We start from the raw sequence: 17219 nt of genomic DNA on the forward strand, positions 1-17219 counted from the left end.
GATCAATCCCGGCAGAGCATGGACTTCGCGATGGCGAAGATCCGTTCCGTTCCGATGAGATGCGCCGTGAAGCCCTTCGGGAAAAGTGGTTTAAAGGCTGCGTCGCAGGCATTCAGACCGCCGGCATAGGCGCCTAGCGCAGGCATCACGCAACGCTTGCCATCTGTCAGGAAGCAGCGGCGGCGCGTGGCGCGGCCCCGCATCACCACCTTGCCGACCGGATGCAGATGACCTGCAATTTCCGCCTGCTCTCCCGCCTCCGGCTCGTGGCGCAGGGTAAGCGAGCCGAGATTCATCTCCTCAACGACCTGACCGCCGATGCTGTCCGGCAGGATGCGGTCGTGATTGCCCGTTACCCAGATCCATTCACGCCCTGCCTGGATGCCGGACAAGGTGGCGCGTTCCTCATCGCCAAGGCGATCCGGCCCACCGATATCGTGAAAGCTGTCGCCGAGTGCGATAACGACACGAGGGTCGAAACGCGACACTACATCGGATAACGCACTCAGGGTCTCGCGTGTGTCATAGGGCGGCAGCATCATGCCCCGGCGCGCGAAGGAGGAGCCCTTCTCGAAATGCAGGTCGGCTACAAGCAGAGCATCGTGCGCCGGCAGATACAACCCTCCGGAGAGATCCAGGAGGGCGAGCTGCCCAGCCAGCTCGATTTCATGCGTTGTCTCTTTGTTCTTTCGCAATGCCGTCACGCCAAAGCCTCGTCGAGAAGCGCCGCTTCCGCCTCGGCCAGAATCTCGTCCGCATTGTCGCTATAGACGCGCTCACGGCCGATCTCCAGCATGACGGACACGCTTAAGGGAGAAACCCGGTCGAGCGGCTTGTGAATGATTCGCCCCCGGATGCGCTGTAGCATCACGCCGAGGCGCTTCACGTCCAGGAGTCCAGTTGCCGCATCCGCCCGCGCGGCGCGCAGGAGAACATGGTCCGGTTCGTGCTTACGCAGCACGTCATAGACGAGATCGGTGGAGATCGTGACCTGCCGCCCCGTCTTCTTCTCTCCCGGAAACTTACGCTCGATGAGCCCCGCGATGACCGCGCATTGGCGGAAGGTGCGCTTCATGAGAGCGGATTCGGCAAGCCAGTCCTCCAGGTCATCGCCCAGCATGTCCTCCGAGAAAAGCTCATACATGAAGCTGGGCTCGCGCGCCGCCCGTGCAGCGATATCGCCCGAGGCATAGACGGCGATCCCGTAATCATTGGCGACGAAGCCCAGTGGTTTCAACCTCGCACGCTCCAAGCGGCGCGTGAGCAGCATGCCGAGCGTCTGGTGTGCGAGCCGCCCCTCGAAGGGAAAGCACGTCATGTAGAACCGATTGGCGCGGGGGAATGTCTCAACGAGAAGATCGCGGGGCCCAGGCACAATCGAACGACGGCGCTGCTGGACCAGCCACTCGGTCATCTGAAGAGGGAGGCGATCCCACTCGAAGGGATCGGCGAGGATCTCGCGCACGCGAGCGGCGAGAAAGGTAGACAGCGGAAACTTGCCGCCCTCGTAGGACGGAATCATGGGATCCGTGCCGGAGGCCGCGCGCGTGACCAGCACTTCGTCCTCCGCAATGCCCTCGAACCTGAGCACCTCGCCCGCAAATAGAAAGGTGTCTCCGGGTGTGAGCGTCTCGGCAAAGTATTCCTCGATCTCGCCGAGCAAGCGCCCACGCGGCAGTACCGATCCGGGGCGTGAGCGCGATGACTTGCCGAGGCGCACCTTGATCATGGTGGATTCAACAATGGTGCCGACATTGAGACGATATTGCTGCGCCACCTTACCGTCCCGCACGCGCCAAAGGCCATCGTTGCCCTTCACGATCTTGGCGAAGCGTTCGTAGGCACGAAGAGCGTAACCACCGGTGGCCACGAAAGCCACGCAGGCCTCATACTCCTCCCAGGTAAGCGATGCATAAGGCGCAGCCGAGCGTATCTCTTCATACAGGTCTTCGAGCTTGAATGGATCGGCGCAGGCCATGCCGAGGATATGCTGGCAGAGCACGTCGAGCGCACCGATGCGGGCATCGGGTGTATCCTGCGCCGCTTCGTGAACGGCATCGAGAGCCGCACGACATTCCAAAATCTCGAAGCGGTTGGCGGGGACGAGATAAGCCTGAGACGGCTCGTCCATGCGATGGTTCGACCGGCCGATACGCTGCATGATACGGGAAGCGCCCTTCGGCGCGCCAACGTTCACCACAAGGTCCACGTCCCCCCAATCGATGCCAAGGTCGAGGGTCGCGGTACACACCACAGCTTTCAGCTTTCCCGCTGCCATGGCCTCTTCCACACGTCGCCTCTGCGTGACGTCGAGGGAGCCGTGGTGGAGCGCGATGGCGAGACCATCGTCGTTGAGCTTCCACAATTCCTGGAAGGTGTATTCCGCCTGTAGCCGGGTATTGACAAAAACAAGCGTCGTCTTGTGATCTTTGATCAATTCATAGATCGTCGGCATCGAGAGCGATGCCGTGTGACCGGCGAGAGGAAGACGCTCGTCGAGTTCGAGCATGCGGATGTCGGGTTGAGCGCCGCCTTTCACCACGACGAGATCGGCGAGCGCAGCGTGCGTTACCTCCTCCTTGAAAGAAGAAGCCGTGCTGGGGGCGCGGGAGGGGACGAGATCCGCGACCTCATCAATACCGCCGCCCCGCTCTGGAGCGCTCACACGCTCCGACCCTACCCCTCTAGGCGAGGATGGGCGCTGCGGAACGAGATACCGCTGCAGATCATCCGGCTTGCGCACGGTCGCCGACAACCCAACGGCCGTCGCCTGTGGAGCAAGGCTCATCAGACGTGAAAGCCCGAGCGACAACAAATCTCCACGCTTCGACGTCACCAGCGAATGCAGCTCGTCCAGAACGACGCGGCGCAGGTCCTTAAAGAACTCCCGCGCCTCGCGATGGGCAAGCAGCAGCGCCAGTTGCTCAGGCGTGGTCAGCAGAATATCCGGGGGCCGCTCGATCTGCCGGGCGCGCTTGTGCGACGGCGTGTCACCCGTGCGCGTCTCGATACGGATCGGCAGGCCCATCTCCTGAACCGGGGCCTCGAGGTTTCTCGCGATGTCCGTCGCCAGCGCCTTCAACGGAGAAATGTAAAGGGTATGAATCCCGCGCTTGTCCTTGGTCGTACCCCGACCTGGCCCCCGTTCGGCCAGCTCCACCAGACTTGGCAGAAAACCCGCAAGCGTCTTGCCCGCTCCTGTGGGAGCCACGAGCAGGACGGAGCGCCCGGCTTTTGCTTTGGCGAGAAGCTCCAGCTGATGCTCGCGAGGTTTCCAGCCTCGGCTTTTGAACCAGTCCCGGAAGGCTTTGGGGAGAAGGGATGCGGACGCTTTGGACATGCTATCCTAAGATAGGAGGCGAAGAAGAGTTTCACCACCACAGGCGGATTTCTGGTGTGAACTCAATTCTTTGCCGGCTTGCCATTCTTCCCGGGATGCCTTCAGCTTGCGCCATCTGAACAATCATAAAAGGAAGCGCCATGCCCCAGTCGACCCAGTTCAGGAACGCCATTGCCGTCGTGACCGGTGGAACCCAGGGCCTCGGGGAAACCATTGCCCGCACGCTTGCGAAACGGGGCGCTGCCGGTCTCGTCATCTGCGGCCGAAACGCGGAGAAAGGCGAGGCCGTTGCGCGGGACATCACAGCCCAGGGATGCCGTACGGAGTTCGTCCGAGCCGATCTCGTCAGCATGGACGACACACGCCAGGTCGCCGCCAGGGCAGACAGCACGTTCGGACGTGTGGATGTGCTCGTGAACGCCGCCGGCATCACGGATCGCGGCACGATCTTCGATACGAGCCCGGAACTTTTCGACCGCATGTTTGCGGTGAACGTCCGTGCGCCGTTCTTCCTCATGCAGGATGCAGCCAAGATCATGCGCCGCGAAAAGATCGAAGGCGCGATGGTCAACATCCTCTCCATGTCGGCTCATGGCGGGCAGCCTTTTATCTCAGCCTATTGCGGGTCGAAAGGCGCGCTCGCGACACTTACCAAGAATGCAGCCTTCAGCCTGATGCCTTGGCGCATTCGCGTAAACGGTCTGAACATCGGCTGGATGAACACTCCGGGCGAGGACAAGATCGTGCGGCTCTACCATGGTGCGCAGGATGGATGGCTTGAAAAGGCTGAGAAGGAGCAACCCTTCGGCCGCCTGCTCGATCCAGCGGAAGTTGCCCGCGCGGTTGCATTCCTGACCAGCTCCGAGTCCGGCATGATGACCGGCTCTATCATCGACTTCGATCAGTCGGTTGTCGGATGCTACGAAAGCGCGCCGCACCCATCCATGCCTGCCGAGTGAGAGTTCCAGCAAACCCCGCTTCATCCTGAGGTACAGGGCTGATCCTGCCCTCATGGTGGTGCAGGATCAGCCCTGCACCACCATGAGAAATCCGGCGACCGGCACACCCCGATCTTCCCGCGCCGATACTCTCTCGAAGATGACCGCTGTAAAACCGTTTTCTTCCGTGAGTTTTCGCAGATAACTCTCGCTGTGCGCATAGCGCGCATCGTTTCCGAGAACGAAGCCTTCACCTTCATGTGCCTGCACCGTGAAGGCGAAGAGCCCCTGGCGCTTCAACACGCGCTTCACCTCGCGAAAGACTTCATCCAGTGCCGCCATGTAAACGAACACATCGGCGGCGAGGACGAGATCGGCCTCCGCCTCTCCGCGTGCTGTGAGGAAGGAAGCGAGTTCTCCTTCATGAAGATGGTCGTAGAGCTGCGTCTTCGCAGCCTTGTCCAGCATGCGTGGGGAGAGATCGACGCCAACAAGGGGTGTGCACAGGCCTTCAAGCGCCAGCCCCATGAGTCCCGTGCCGCAGCCGAGATCGAGAGTAAGGCCAAACCTGTAATCTCGCGCCTGCTTCACGCAGGCGCGGCGTAGGGCATCGGCAATGAGTTCGGGCCCGCGATACGCCAAGCTCTTGGTGAGGTGCTTATCGAACTTGGGCGCGTACCCGTCGAACAGCGCGCGCACATAAGTGCCAGTCATGGCTTTCTCGGTCGGCAACGCGCCCAGACGGGCGAGATCGAGGCGTACGCCTAGCGCGTCTTCAGGTTCGAGTTCCAAAGCCCGGCGCAGCGCTCCCACGGCCTCGTTCCGCATGCCGAGTTCAGCCGCCGAGCGCCCCAGAAGAGCGTGGGCCGGGGCGAAGCGGGGCGCGAGTTCCAGCACCTGTCGCGCGAGATCGGCGGCAGTCTCGAAATCGTTCTCCTCGAAGGCAGCGCTGGCATATTCATAGCGGCGGTCGGCGAGGACATCGCCGGAGGATCGGAAGGAAAAAGTCAACAGCATGGCTTTGCCATGAGGCAGAGACCAGAAGCTGTCAACGCCTACGCTTCAGGAGTCCTCTTTTCCAAACCCATCACCCGACCTGGAGGATGATCTTGCCGCGCCCATGGCCAGTGTCGAGCCGTTCATGGGCCTTGCCCACCTCTTCGAGCGGAAGCACAGTATCGACGACGACCTTGGCCTGACCTCGTTCGAAGAGCGGCGTTATCTCGCGCAGCCGCTTGCCCTCACGGGTCAGGAAGGTACCGAACAGGGTCTGGTTCTTGGTATAGAGCGCGCTCAGGTCGCCATCGGGCGGGAGGATGGTGGCGATCCGTCCGAAGGGCCGAGTGACAAGAGTGCTCATAGGAACGTTGCCGCCTGCCGTGTCGAAGGAAGCATCGACCCCATGACCGCCTGTCTCCTTCAGGATCTGATCGGCCGCGTCGGCATCGCGATAATCGATGAAAGCGTCGACCCCCAGTTCGCGCAGGGCTTCATGGTTGGCTTTGCTGGCCGTTGCAATCACGCGGGCGCCAGCGGCCTTGGCAAACTGGATGGCAAAGGAACCGACGCCACCGGCGCCGCCATGAATGAGCACTGTCTCGCCAGGCCTGACATTCAGGCGCCGCACGATAGCCTCCCAGGCCGTGCCGCCCGCAAGCGGGATGCCTGCCGCCTCCACATGGCTCAGGTTTGCAGGCTTGAGCGCCACGATGTCGGCAGAGGCAATGGTGTATTCCGCATAGCTGCCAAGTGGATTGCCGAAGATCTCCGGTGTGTAGAACACCTCGTCGCCAGCGTTGAAACCGGTCACACCTGGACCGACCTCCTCGATGACACCTGAAACGTCATAGCCCAGCACGGCCGGAAAAGGGATCTGTGCCCAGGTTCCTGCTTGCCGGATCTTGGCGTCGACAGGATTGGTTCCAGAAGCGACAACCCGCACGAGCACCTCGCCGGGCCCCGGCTTGGGACGCTCCCGCTCCTGAAGCTCAAAGACATCGGGGCCGCCAAACCGTGTGATTACCATCGCGCGCATGCTGTCATTCCCTTGAATACAGCCTGCCATGTGGGCGCATGAAGGGCTTCCATCAAGAGAAGCTCGGCTTAAGCCGCCGGACTTTCGGAGCTTCCCCCTACGCTGACATCGCCGAAGCACACCCTATATCCCCATCCATGGCGTTGCGCTCCACCGATATTCTCACCCAGACCCCGCAAGGGCTCTATTGCCCCTTGGGCGACTTCCACATCGATCCGGTCCGACCCGTCAAACGGGCGCTCATTACCCATGGCCATTCCGATCATGCCCGCTCCGGGCATAGGGCGGTACTCGCCACTCGGGAGACTCTGCGCATCATGGCCGTCCGTTACGGCGAAGACTTTGCGGAAAGTACCCAGGAGGCCTCTCTCGGCGAGAGCATGACGCTCGGCGATGTGACAGTGTGCTTCACGCCGGCGGGTCATGTTCTGGGATCGGCGCAAATTACCATCGAAGCAGGGGGAACCCGGGTCGTGGTTTCGGGCGATTACAAGCGTGCCGAGGACCCCACCTGCCTCCCTTATGAAGTGGTGCCCTGCGATGTCTTCATCACGGAAGCCACCTTCGGTCTTCCTGTCTTTCGTCATCCCGATACGCGCGACGAGGTGCGCAAGCTCCTCGATTCCGCCGCACTATTTCCCGAGAGAACCCACATCGTTGGCGCTTATGCCCTTGGCAAGGCTCAACGCGTCATGGCCCTTCTGCGGGAAGAGGGATACGACAAGCCGATCTACCTGCATGGCGCCATGGAACGACTGACGGAATTCTACAAATCCGAAGGCATCCCATTGGGCGAGACGCCGAAGGTTGTCGCCTCCGAACGCTCGAAACTGGGAGGGGCAATCGTCATCTGCCCGCCCCCCTCCATTCAGGATCTCTGGTCTCGCCGCTTTCCCGATCCTGTCACATGCTTTGCCTCCGGCTGGATGCGTGTGCGGGCGAGAGCACGGCAAAAGGGCGTGGAATTGCCGCTCGTGATTTCCGACCATTCAGATTGGGATGATCTTTGCCGCACGATTGGTGATACCGGCGCGGGCGAAGTCTGGGTGACACACGGTCAGGAAGACGCTCTCGTTCATTGGTGCACCACGCACGGCATCAAGGCGCGGCCGCTGCACATGCTGGGATACGGTGATGAAGGTGAGGTAGAGGAAGCACCGCAGGCTGGAGGCGAGGCATGAACCGTTTCGCAGCACTCCTGGACCGCCTCTCATACGAGCCGCGCCGCAACGCGAAACTGCGACTCCTCATGGATTACTTCCAGCATACGCCTGATCCCGAGCGCGGCTATGCGCTGGCCGCGATGACGAATGCGCTCATGTTCAAGGAGGCGAAGCCCGGCCTGATCCGCGGACTCGTAGAGGAGCGCACGGATCCGGAGTTGTTCCGGATGTCCTACCATTATGTGGGCGATCTCGCGGAAACGGTGGCATTGATCTGGCCTGCACCCGGACATGAGAGCGTTGCACCGGTTTCAGACGACACGCCCAGCATCGGACACAACAACCCGCCGCCTCATGTGCCGACCCTGACGGAGGTGGTCGAGACGCTTGCCACCACGAGCAAGAGCGATCTGCCCGCGAAGGTGGCAGGTTGGCTCGACGCGCTCGACGAGACCGGGCGTTGGGCTTTGCTGAAGCTGATTACACGTGAGCTGCGTGTGGGTGTTTCCGCGCGATTGGCTAAAACGGCTGTAGCGCAGCTCGGCGGCTTCGAGGCGGATGAAGTCGAACTCATCTGGCATGGGCTGGATGCGCCTTATGAAGAACTCTTTGCGTGGGTCGAAGGCCGCGGCCCCAAGCCTGAATCCAGCAATCCTGCGCCATTTCGTCCTCCCATGCTCTCGCATCCCCTCGAGGATGAGGATTTCGAGAAGCTCGATGCATCGGATTTCCTCGCGGAATGGAAATGGGATGGCATCCGTCTGCAGGCTGTCGCAGGCCATGATAGTCATGGGCGCTCCGTGCGGCGGATTTATTCCCGCACAGGTGAGGATGTCTCCCGCGCATTCCCCGATCTCGTCGAAGCTCTAAATTTCCAAGGGTCCATCGACGGCGAGCTGCTCATCGTGCGCGAGGAGTTGGTGCAGAGCTTCAACATTCTGCAGCAGCGCCTCAACCGAAAAGCCGTGACGCCGAAACTCATCGCGGAGTTTCCCGCCCATCTGCGCGTCTACGACATTCTCACCGAAGGCGATGAAGACCTCCGCGATCTTCCGTTTAGCGAGAGGCGCAAGCGTCTCGAGGCACTCGTTGCACGCATCGACGATCCACGCATCGATCTCTCGCCCATGGTTCCGTTCGGAACCTGGGAGGATCTGGCAGCCGCCCGCGCTAACCCGGCATCCGTCGGCGCAGGTCCGGATGCGGATGCGATTGAAGGCTGCATGTTGAAGCGGGCGAACAGTCCCTATCTGCCGGGCCGCCCCAAAGGCTATTGGTACAAGTGGAAGCGTGATCCTTATCTCGTCGATGCGGTGATGATGTACGGCCAGCGCGGACACGGAAAGCGCTCGTCCTTCTATTCCGACTACACCTTCGGCGTCTGGCGCGATGGCGAGAATGGCGAGGAGCTTGTGCCGGTCGGCAAGGCCTATCACGGGTTCACCGACGAGGAGTTGGTGAAGCTCGATCGTTATGTCCGCAATCACACCGTCAATCGCTTCGGCCCGGTGCGGGAAGTGGAGTATGGCAAGGATCGCGGCCTCGTGCTGGAGGTCGCTTTCGAGGGCCTGCAACGTTCCACGCGCCACAAATCGGGGGTTGCGATGCGCTTTCCCCGCATCAACCGCATCCGCTGGGACAAGCCCGCGGCCGAGGCGGACCGCATCGAGACACTGGAAAAGATCCTGGAGCGGGGCGAAAAGGAAATTCACCCTCTCAAAAGCCAGGAGGCCTGACGATGCTGAATGTGGAAACTCTCTCCGAGGGCAGCGTGACCCAACAGGTCAACGGAAGGCTTCTGGTCGATACTCAGGGCCAGGGGCTGGTGGAAATTACGGATGCCGTATCCCGCTGGGTGTTCGGCACCGGCATCCTTCATGGCCTGCTGACGGTCTTTTGCCGTCATACCTCCGCCTCCCTGCTCATCCAGGAAAATGCTGATCCGGACGTTCGCCTCGACCTGATGGCGGCCTTCGACCGATTGGCCCCGCGAGATGTGGCCTATATCCACTCCGTGGAAGGTCCGGACGACATGCCAGCCCATATCCGCACCGTCCTTTCGGGTGTTTCCTTGAGCATTCCCGTACTGGAGGGGCAGATGGCCCTTGGTACTTGGCAGGGGCTGTACTTGGCGGAGCATCGCGACCAGCCGCACAGCCGGGACCTCATCCTTCATCTGATCGGGGCATAATCCACACCGATCTGCGTTACCATATACCATCCGGCCAACTATACCCTAGAATAGATGTAGTCTTTGATTGCCGCCTTGCTATTTCATGGGAGAAGCGGCTAAGGCTCACAAAAGCTCTCGTGGGAGAAGGCAGTAGTGCAGGGTCAAAACACCACGATCATCATCGCCGATGACCATCCGCTGTTTCGCGGCGCCTTGCGGCAGTCGGTGGCTTCCATCATGCCCCAGGCCCGAGTCATCGAGGCGAGTGGCATGGACGATCTCAATGCGTCGCTCACTCAGGAACGGGACGTCGACCTGATCCTCCTCGACCTGACAATGCCGGGCGTGCAGGGCTTTTCAGGTCTTATGTCCCTCAGGGCCCAATATCCGGAGCTGCCGGTCGTGATCGTCTCCGCGACCGAAGAGCCCAATGTGATCCGCCGGGCCATGGATTTCGGCGCTTCGGGCTTCATCCCGAAATCGATCAATATTGACAGTATCGGCGGTGCCATCCAGGCGGTGCTGGCGGGCGACACCTGGACCCCGCCGGATGTGGACCTCTCCGCCGCCGAAGATGTGGAAACTGCTGATCTCGTCCGGCGTCTGGGCACCCTTACCCCTCAGCAGGTCCGCGTGCTGACCATGCTCTCGGAGGGCCTGCTCAACAAGCAGATCGCCTATGAGCTCGGCGTGTCGGAGGCCACCGTAAAAGCCCACGTTTCCGCCATTCTCGATAAGCTCGGCGTCGACAGCCGCACCCAGGCCGTCATTGCGGCCTCCAAGATCGGCGTGACCCAGCGCCCCTCTCCGGCCGGCGCGGACTGAGATAACCCTCGCCCCTCATTCAAAACCCTCGCCCTGATGCTCAGGGCGAGGGTTTTTCTTTTAAGGAAACTTCAGAGAGCCTCGACGAAGGCATCGATCCGCGAGAGCGCGCGCTCGCTCATGGCGCTGTCGAAGCGGATGAAGACATGGCAGCCGCCCGGCCAGACGGCTAGATCGGTGTTGTTGCCAGCAGCAACATAGCGGGAAGCCATGAAGAGGGTATCGTCGAGGAGAATGTCTTGTGTGCCCACCGAGAACAGAGCCGGTGGCAGCCCCTTGAGATCAGCATAAAGGGGCGAGATGTCCGGATTGGTCCGGTCGTCCATGTGGCCGACGAAGTTATCGGCGAAGACCCGCACATCGTTGGTGTTGAGGATGAGCCGCTCAGGCCCCCATTGCCGGACGCTCGGTGTGAGGTTCAGGTCATAGCAGCCGGCGAACAGGTTTGCGCCCCGGAAGGGCTGCAGTCCATGTTTGTCGCGCAGGCGCAGGATAGTCACGGCCGAGAGATGCGCGCCTGCCGATTCGCCACCAATGAACAGGCGGGAGGTGCCGAAGCGGCTCTCTGTCTCCCGGAGAAGCCACAAAGCCGCTGCCTCGCAATCGTCCGGGGCCGCCGGATAGGGGTTTTCGGGGGCGAGCCGATATTCCACGGATACTACGGCAAGGCCGCAGCGATCCGCCAGGCGATCGAGCCATGGGTCTTGCTCGTCCGAGGTGCCCCAGGTCCAGCCGCCGCCATGGATGTGGAAATAGACCCCGCGAGGCTTCTCGGGCGCGATGATTCGTAATGGAATCGGCCACGCAGGCCCGTCGATCTCGATGATCTCTGCCTTCGGGCTCAGAGGCATCAAGGGGAACGGGCCGAGACCCTGGCGGCGGCGCTCGCGGACAAGAGACGGCGGCACCGACATGGGATCGGGAAGGGCTGCGAGCTTGGCCACGATATCCGCGTTCTGGGCGCGTATCTCTTCACTGATTGCGGAAGAGGCGAAGAGAGCGGGATCGATCATCGGAGGCTCAAGTGGGTTGCGTTCATCATCAGCCCTTGCGATGAAGCACACGCAGCTACACACGTCCAGTTACGCTTTCTGACGAGATTGACGATATGTCCAGCCTCTCCCGGTTTCTTGGCGGCTCCCCCGGCTCGGTGCTTGCCAAGCTCATCTTCCTGTCGCTCCTCGTCGGCGCCTTCATGGCCTTCCTCGACATCACGCCCCTGGGGCTGATCGAGGGCCTGTTCAACTGGATCAGCTCCGTTCTGGACCTCAGCCTGGACACCGTGAAGGAGGTGGGCCTCTGGATCGTCTATGGCGCTGTGATCGTGGTGCCGCTCTGGCTCCTGTCCCGAGTTTTCGGCCAACGCTGATCGGGTAACGCATCCATGGACGGCACACTCAGCTCCTATCGCCCGGAGGTTTCTCACCGGCGGATGCTGGCCCTTGCCCTGCCGATGACCCTGTCGCATGTGACGACGCCTCTCCTGGGCCTCGTCGATGCGACGGTCATCGGGCGACTTGGCGAGGCGCATCTGCTCGGTGCCGTGGCGCTGGGTGCCGTCATCTTTGACTTCGTGTTCTGGAGCTTCGGCTCCCTGCGCATGGCGACCGCCGGACTGACCGCGCAGGCGACAGGCGCCGGCAACAGGCATGAGGTGGATCTCACACTCGCCCGCGCCTTCCTGGTGGCCGGTATCACGGGCCTTCTGTTGATCCTGCTGCAATGGCCGATCGGAACCCTCTCGTTTCGTGCGGCTGGCGCAAGCGAGGCCGTGACCGAAGCTCTTTCCACCTATTTCTTCATCCGCATTTGGGCTGCTCCGTTCACGCTGGCGAATTATGTCATTCTCGGATCGACCCTGGGGCGCGGCCGCACGGATCTGGGCCTGCTGCTGCAGGTGGCGATCAACATCGCCAACATCATTCTGACCGCTGGTCTGGTGCTAATCTTCGAGCTAGGCATCGCAGGGGCGGCTATCGGAACAGCCATCGCGGAGATTTTCGGCGCAGCACTTGGCATCTTCGTGCTGCGACGTCTCGGATCGAACCCGCTCGCCGTCACCTGGGCCGAGGTCCTGGACCGCACCGCGATCGTGCAGACGCTGGCCATGAACCGGGACATCATGATCCGCAACGTCGCGCTAATCCTTGCATTCTGGATCTTCAGCGCGCTCGGGGCTCGCTCCGGCGACGTGACGCTCGCGGCGAATGCGGTGCTCTACAACATGTTCCTGATCGGCGGCTATTTCCTCGACGGCTTCGCCACCGCTGCGGAGACTCTTTGCGGTCAAAGCCTTGGTGCCCGAGACGAGCGCGGCTTTCGCCGCGCCATTCATCTGAGCCTCGGCTGGAGCTTAGGATTTGGCCTCGCCGTATCCATGATCTTTCTCATTGGCGGCGGGATGTTCATCGACTTCGTATCAACAAATCCCGAAGTGCGCGCCTATGCTCGCGAGTATCTGGTCTTTGCAGCTCTGACGCCCTTCGTCGGTGCGATGGCCTTTGCCTTCGACGGCATCTACACCGGTGCTACATGGACAAAGTCCATGCGCAATCTGATGGTCATCGCCTTTGCCATCTATGGAGCCATTCTGCTGACAGCCAGCAGCTTCGGCAACACGACCCTCTGGATTGCACTGCTCATCTTCCTGAGCGCCCGTGGCATCGGTCAGGTGCTGCTCTATCCAAGGCTGGCGAAGAAGACCTTCGCCAAGCTTTGATCAGAACTGCCCTCGCGCAATCGCAGCGGCATCTCGCCCTATCGCCTGCGCAAGCGAGGTTTTCTCCTGCTCGATCTTCCGCAGAAGCCCACGCTTGATATCGCCGATCAGGCCTGGGCCTTTGTAGACCATTGCCGAATAGAGTTGCACAAGGCTCGCACCTGCGCGGATCTTGGCCCAGGCAGCCTCAGCCGAATCCACGCCTCCCACACCGATGAGGGGAATCCTGTTCTCTAGCCGAAGATAGGTTTCTGCGAGAATCCTGGTTGAGGGTACGAAGAGAGGCTTGCCCGAAAGGCCACCGGTCTCGGCCGCAAGCGCCTTCTCTCTCAAAGACTCGGGGCGTGCGACGGTCGTGTTGGAAACAGTAAGCCCGTCGATGCCGCGCTTGAGCGCCGTTGCCACGATGCCATCGAGCGTTTCCAGTGAGATGTCTGGCGCGATCTTCAGCAGGATGGTGGTTTTCTTGCGCCCTTCATCGGTCTTATTGCGCACCTCGATGGATCGAGCGAGGAGATCGTCGAGGAATGCCTCACCCTGCAGATCGCGAAGCCCCGGCGTATTGGGCGAGGACACGTTGATAGTGAGAAAATCCACGAGCCCGCAGAGTGCCTGAACGCAGGAGACGTAATCAGCGATGCGATCCGCGGAATCCTTGTTCGCGCCGATATTCACGCCTACCACCCCAGGGCGCCCGAGACGACCGGAGAGGCGCTGACGCGCGACTTCCAATCCATCGCTGTTGAGCCCGAAGCGATTGATAACGGCCTCATCCTGTGCGAGCCGGAATACGCGTGGCCGCGGATTGCCGGTCTGCGGCTTGGGCACCACGCCACCAAGCTCCACAAAACCGAAACCGAGAGACAGGAGCTGGTCGGGCACCTCGCATTGCTTGTCGAAGCCTGCAGCAAGCCCAACGGGATTGGGAAAGTGCCGGCCGAAGATGTTGACGGATAACCTGGTGTCATCCTCCGGGGGAGGCTTGATCGGCATCAGTGACAGGCTGCGGATCGTCAACTGATGCGCCGTTTCCGCATCGAGCGCGTGCAATGCGGGCTTTGCGAGGGAGAAGAGCGCGCCAATCATGAGTCGAGATCCGGAAAAACGTGGAGGCCGTCAGAGCCGAGTGGCAGCGGCTTTACCCACAGGACCGCGGACAAGGCAAGCGGCGCGTAGAGATGCGGAAAGAGATCGCCTCCGCGAGAAGATTCGTAGCGCAAGGCTGGGCCGAGTTTGTCAGCATCGATGGCAATCAGCAGAAGATCGCTTTGCCCTGCAAAGTGCTTACTCGCAGTTTCCTTCACTTGTTCTGCTGTGGAAAAATGGAGGTATCCATCCTGTATATCGATGGGCGCTCCCGTAAAGAAATTGGTCTTTTCGGCCTCTTTCCAAAGGCTTTGTGGGCATATTTTGTAGATGATGCGCATGAATTATCCCTGCACAACGCTGCTTCCGGAGCAACCCTGATTAGACATTTTGTCTCAACAACTTCTTGCCTGTTGCGCGAGCCATAGAACAACCTTAATTCCTAGGCATAAGTTCGCTTTCAATTATATTTCGCTTCTGCCCGAAGGTTCATACAATGTTATCCCACGAGCGCGTTTGGGCTGCCATCGATGCACTCGCTGCCCGCCACGGTATGACCGCATCCGGGCTGGCGCGCAAAGCCGGCCTCGATGCTACCAGTTTTAATAAATCGAAGCGCATCAGCCCTGAAGGTCGGGAGCGTTGGCCCTCGACGGAATCCATCTCCAAAATCCTGCGTGCCACAGGCGCGACGTTGGAGGATTTTCTCCGCCTCGTCGAGCCCTCGGGCTCGCTGCGGCGCTCCATGATCCCGATGATCGGCATGACGCAAGCCGGTGCCGGCAAGATCCTCACGGATGAAGGATTGCCTGTCGGCGGCCCAGGCTGGGACGAGATCGAGTTTCCTGATTTCGGGCAGGAGAAGGTGTTTGCGCTCGAGGTGACTGGCGATGCCATGGCGCCTCTCTATCGTGACGGCGACGTTCTCATCGTTTCGCCGACTGCAAGCCCGCGCAAGGGCGATCGCGTGGTCGTATGCACCACGGCAGGCGAGATCTTCGCACAGGAGCTCAAGCGCCGCTCTGCCAAAACCCTGGAGCTGTCCTCCCTCACGAAGGACAGCGAAGACCGTGTGGTCCCTGCAGAAGAGGTGGCCTGGATCGCTCGCATCATGTGGGCACGGCAGTGAAGACCATTTGACAGATGCAGCAAAGGGGATCCCAGAAGTGAGCCTCACTTCTGGGATCTTTTCTTTTAGGCAGCTCGCGACTTCAGAAACGCCTCATGCTCGCGCACCAGATCTCCGGCGAGAGCTTTCGCGATGAGGGCACGCGTTTCCTTGACACCATAGAGCGCGGTGAAGGAGCCGAAGCGCGGACCGCGCGGCTCACCGAGCAGCACCTGATAGATCGTGTTGAACCACTCGATGGATACACCCGGACGCTCGGGCGTAGCGCCCTTGGCCTTGAAGTCCTGGTACCGTGGCTCGGCGCGGCCGACATTGTAGATCTCATCTTGAATCGCCTCGGCGGTCGCAGGGCGATCACCTGACTCGAACGACGCCAGGACATCGCTCAGGCGTTGCAGGGAAGCAGCCTCCACTTCGTCTGCCAGACGATAGGTCTTCTGCGGCTTCACGAAATCCTCGAAGTAGCGCACGGCATGCTTCACGAGGCTGTCGAGACGCGGATGCGTTTCGGGCGAAACGCCCGGCGCATAGCGGCGGATGAAGCCCCAGAGAACCGCCGGATCTTCCGAGTTCGCCACGGCCACGAGGTTGAGCAGCATGGAGAAGGAGATCGTGGTACCGGGCTGGCTTGAGCCCGCGGACGAAACCAGCTCCGGCGCCGGAGGCTCGCCTGCATGGAGATGCCAGACCGGGTTCATCAGGCGCGCCTTCGCATCCTGCGCCGAATACTTCTCCAGGAAGGTCAGGTAATCGTCCACCTGACGCGGAATCACATCGAAGTAGAGCTTCTTCGCCTCGCGTGGCTTGTTGAACATGAAGAGCGCGAGGCTGTCCGGAGTGCCATAGGTCAGCCACTCGTCGATAGTGAGCCCATTGCCCTTCGACTTCGAAATCTTCTGACCCTTTTCGTCGAGGAAGAGCTCGTAGTTGAAACCCTCCGGCGGCAGGCCGCCCAGAGCCTTGGCGATCTCGCCCGAGAGCTTCACGCTGTCGATGAGGTCCTTGCCCGCCATTTCATAATCGACGCCGAGCGCCACCCAGCGCATGGCCCAGTCAGGTTTCCATTGCAGCTTGGCATGGCCGCCCGTCACCGGCGTCTCGAAGCGCTCGCCGGTATCCGGATCGCGCCAGACAATGGTGCCGGCATCGAGCTTGCGCTCGTCGATGGCCACCTGCATCACGATGCCTGTCTTCGGATGGATCGGAAGGAAGGGTGAATAGGATTGCTGACGCTCCTCGCGAAGCGAGGGCAGCATGATCGCCATCACCGCATCGTAGCGCTCCAACACCGTCAGCAACGTCTTGTCGAAGAGGCCCGCCTTGTAGCATTCCGTCGCGGACTTGAACTCGTAATCGAAGCCGAACGCGTCGAGGAACTCGCGCAGCCGGGCATTGTTGTGGTGTGCGAAGCTCTCATGGGTGCCGAACGGGTCCGGCACCTGGGTCAGAGGCTTTCCAAGGGCTGAAGCCACCACTTCCTTGTTCGGGATGTTGTCCGGCACCTTGCGGAGGCCGTCCATGTCGTCCGAGAAGGCAACGAGGCGGGTTGGAATGGCATCGCCCGTCAGCACGCGGAAGGCATGGCGCACCATGCTGGTGCGGGCTACCTCGCCGAAGGTGCCGATATGCGGCAGACCCGAGGGGCCATAGCCGGTCTCGAACAATGCTTCCTTCTTGCCGGTCCGTTTGAGGCGCTCCACGAGCTTGCGGGCCTCTTCGAAAGGCCAGGCATTCGCGGTCTGAGCGGCTTCAACAAGAGCGGGATCGAGGGAAATGGGTCGGGACATGGGCCTTGCTTTGAGGGAAAATGC

16 protein-coding genes are annotated in these 17219 nt (G+C 61.1%); 8 read left to right on the forward strand and 8 right to left on the reverse strand.

Annotation, left to right across the window (positions count from 1 at the left end; genetic code table 11):
- Window positions 1–2: 2 nt before the first annotated feature.
- The gene (gene pdeM / locus BLP10_RS18265) at window positions 3–704 is read right to left on the reverse strand and encodes a ligase-associated DNA damage response endonuclease PdeM (RefSeq protein WP_091137863.1); all 702 of its coding nucleotides are present in this window, start codon (window positions 702–704) and stop codon (window positions 3–5) included.
- Window positions 701–3340 (reverse strand): ligase-associated DNA damage response DEXH box helicase, encoded by a 2640-nt coding sequence (locus BLP10_RS18270; RefSeq protein WP_091137866.1) that lies wholly within the window; start codon window positions 3338–3340, stop codon window positions 701–703. Before BLP10_RS18270 ends, pdeM begins: the two co-directional genes overlap by 4 nt.
- 140 nt (window positions 3341–3480) lie before the next feature.
- On the opposite strand from BLP10_RS18270, the gene BLP10_RS18275 reads away from it, so the two are divergent.
- A complete protein-coding gene (locus BLP10_RS18275; protein ID WP_091137869.1) occupies window positions 3481–4299 on the forward strand; it encodes an SDR family oxidoreductase in 819 nt (272 codons plus the stop codon).
- A gap of 66 nt (window positions 4300–4365) precedes the next feature.
- Here the strand turns inward: BLP10_RS18275 and BLP10_RS18280 are convergent, their stop codons facing one another.
- Both BLP10_RS18280 and BLP10_RS18285 read right to left on the reverse strand, forming a co-directional pair.
- Complete coding sequence (locus tag BLP10_RS18280; protein ID WP_091137872.1) at window positions 4366–5295, reverse strand: class I SAM-dependent DNA methyltransferase; 930 nt, start codon at window positions 5293–5295, stop codon at window positions 4366–4368.
- A 70-nt stretch (window positions 5296–5365) separates the two neighbouring features.
- The gene (locus tag BLP10_RS18285; RefSeq protein WP_091137874.1) at window positions 5366–6313 is read right to left on the reverse strand and encodes a zinc-dependent alcohol dehydrogenase family protein; all 948 of its coding nucleotides are present in this window, start codon (window positions 6311–6313) and stop codon (window positions 5366–5368) included.
- A gap of 137 nt (window positions 6314–6450) precedes the next feature.
- On the opposite strand from BLP10_RS18285, the gene BLP10_RS18290 reads away from it, so the two are divergent.
- From BLP10_RS18290 to BLP10_RS18305, 4 genes are all read left to right on the forward strand, one after another.
- Entirely contained in the window at window positions 6451–7494 is a 1044-nt protein-coding gene (locus tag BLP10_RS18290) for a ligase-associated DNA damage response exonuclease (protein WP_091137877.1), read from the forward strand.
- Window positions 7491–9212, forward strand: coding sequence for a cisplatin damage response ATP-dependent DNA ligase (locus BLP10_RS18295; RefSeq protein ID WP_091137879.1), 1722 nt, complete (start codon window positions 7491–7493; stop codon window positions 9210–9212). The genes BLP10_RS18290 and BLP10_RS18295 overlap by 4 nt, the downstream gene beginning before the upstream one ends.
- 2 nt (window positions 9213–9214) lie before the next feature.
- On the forward strand, window positions 9215–9667 hold the full coding sequence (locus BLP10_RS18300; RefSeq protein ID WP_091137882.1) for a secondary thiamine-phosphate synthase enzyme YjbQ: 453 nt from the start codon (window positions 9215–9217) through the stop codon (window positions 9665–9667).
- Between the two features lie 135 nt (window positions 9668–9802).
- Window positions 9803–10474 carry a response regulator gene (locus tag BLP10_RS18305; protein WP_091137885.1) on the forward strand — a complete coding sequence of 224 codons (672 nt, stop codon included), beginning with the start codon at window positions 9803–9805 and terminating at the stop codon, window positions 10472–10474.
- A 71-nt stretch (window positions 10475–10545) separates the two neighbouring features.
- Here the strand turns inward: BLP10_RS18305 and BLP10_RS18310 are convergent, their stop codons facing one another.
- Entirely contained in the window at window positions 10546–11487 is a 942-nt protein-coding gene (locus tag BLP10_RS18310; protein ID WP_091137888.1) for an alpha/beta hydrolase, read from the reverse strand.
- Window positions 11488–11582: 95 nt separating this feature from the next.
- Here BLP10_RS18310 and BLP10_RS18315 point away from each other — a divergent pair, with 95 nt between their 5' ends.
- Together BLP10_RS18315 and BLP10_RS18320 are read left to right on the forward strand one after the other, a co-directional pair.
- Window positions 11583–11843: a DUF6460 domain-containing protein gene (locus tag BLP10_RS18315; protein WP_091137890.1), complete on the forward strand. Its 261-nt coding sequence runs from the start codon at window positions 11583–11585 to the stop codon at window positions 11841–11843.
- Between the two features lie 15 nt (window positions 11844–11858).
- Window positions 11859–13193: an MATE family efflux transporter gene (locus BLP10_RS18320; RefSeq protein WP_091137892.1), complete on the forward strand. Its 1335-nt coding sequence runs from the start codon at window positions 11859–11861 to the stop codon at window positions 13191–13193.
- Here BLP10_RS18320 and BLP10_RS18325 read toward each other — a convergent pair whose 3' ends face one another.
- Together BLP10_RS18325 and BLP10_RS18330 are read right to left on the reverse strand one after the other, a co-directional pair.
- Window positions 13194–14279 (reverse strand): quinone-dependent dihydroorotate dehydrogenase, encoded by a 1086-nt coding sequence (locus BLP10_RS18325; RefSeq protein WP_091137895.1) that lies wholly within the window; start codon window positions 14277–14279, stop codon window positions 13194–13196.
- Window positions 14276–14620, reverse strand: a complete 345-nt coding sequence (locus tag BLP10_RS18330) for a DUF952 domain-containing protein (RefSeq protein ID WP_091137897.1) — start codon at window positions 14618–14620, stop codon at window positions 14276–14278. Before BLP10_RS18330 ends, BLP10_RS18325 begins: the two co-directional genes overlap by 4 nt.
- A 155-nt stretch (window positions 14621–14775) precedes the next feature.
- Here BLP10_RS18330 and BLP10_RS18335 point away from each other — a divergent pair, with 155 nt between their 5' ends.
- Window positions 14776–15408: a S24 family peptidase gene (locus BLP10_RS18335; RefSeq protein WP_091137899.1), complete on the forward strand. Its 633-nt coding sequence runs from the start codon at window positions 14776–14778 to the stop codon at window positions 15406–15408.
- 65 nt (window positions 15409–15473) lie between these two features.
- Here BLP10_RS18335 and BLP10_RS18340 read toward each other — a convergent pair whose 3' ends face one another.
- Window positions 15474–17195, reverse strand: coding sequence for a lysine--tRNA ligase (locus BLP10_RS18340; protein ID WP_091137902.1), 1722 nt, complete (start codon window positions 17193–17195; stop codon window positions 15474–15476).
- Between the last annotated feature and the right edge of the window lie 24 nt (window positions 17196–17219).

This window comes from Microvirga guangxiensis (assembly GCF_900102135.1).
GTDB lineage: Bacteria > Pseudomonadota > Alphaproteobacteria > Rhizobiales > Beijerinckiaceae > Microvirga > Microvirga guangxiensis.

Coding starts and splice junctions, on each gene's coding strand:
- BLP10_RS18275 (WP_091137869.1), top strand. CDS start 3,481: ATGCCCCAGTCGACCCAGTTCAGGAACGCCATTGCCGTCGTGACCGGT.
- BLP10_RS18325 (WP_091137895.1), bottom strand. CDS start 14,279: ATGATTGGCGCGCTCTTCTCCCTCGCAAAGCCCGCATTGCACGCGCTC.
- BLP10_RS18335 (WP_091137899.1), top strand. CDS start 14,776: ATGTTATCCCACGAGCGCGTTTGGGCTGCCATCGATGCACTCGCTGCC.
- BLP10_RS18290 (WP_091137877.1), top strand. CDS start 6,451: ATGGCGTTGCGCTCCACCGATATTCTCACCCAGACCCCGCAAGGGCTC.
- BLP10_RS18340 (WP_091137902.1), bottom strand. CDS start 17,195: ATGTCCCGACCCATTTCCCTCGATCCCGCTCTTGTTGAAGCCGCTCAG.
- BLP10_RS18330 (WP_091137897.1), bottom strand. CDS start 14,620: ATGCGCATCATCTACAAAATATGCCCACAAAGCCTTTGGAAAGAGGCC.
- BLP10_RS18285 (WP_091137874.1), bottom strand. CDS start 6,313: ATGCGCGCGATGGTAATCACACGGTTTGGCGGCCCCGATGTCTTTGAG.
- BLP10_RS18300 (WP_091137882.1), top strand. CDS start 9,215: ATGCTGAATGTGGAAACTCTCTCCGAGGGCAGCGTGACCCAACAGGTC.
- BLP10_RS18280 (WP_091137872.1), bottom strand. CDS start 5,295: ATGCTGTTGACTTTTTCCTTCCGATCCTCCGGCGATGTCCTCGCCGAC.
- BLP10_RS18315 (WP_091137890.1), top strand. CDS start 11,583: ATGTCCAGCCTCTCCCGGTTTCTTGGCGGCTCCCCCGGCTCGGTGCTT.
- BLP10_RS18320 (WP_091137892.1), top strand. CDS start 11,859: ATGGACGGCACACTCAGCTCCTATCGCCCGGAGGTTTCTCACCGGCGG.
- BLP10_RS18270 (WP_091137866.1), bottom strand. CDS start 3,340: ATGTCCAAAGCGTCCGCATCCCTTCTCCCCAAAGCCTTCCGGGACTGG.
- BLP10_RS18295 (WP_091137879.1), top strand. CDS start 7,491: ATGAACCGTTTCGCAGCACTCCTGGACCGCCTCTCATACGAGCCGCGC.
- BLP10_RS18310 (WP_091137888.1), bottom strand. CDS start 11,487: ATGATCGATCCCGCTCTCTTCGCCTCTTCCGCAATCAGTGAAGAGATA.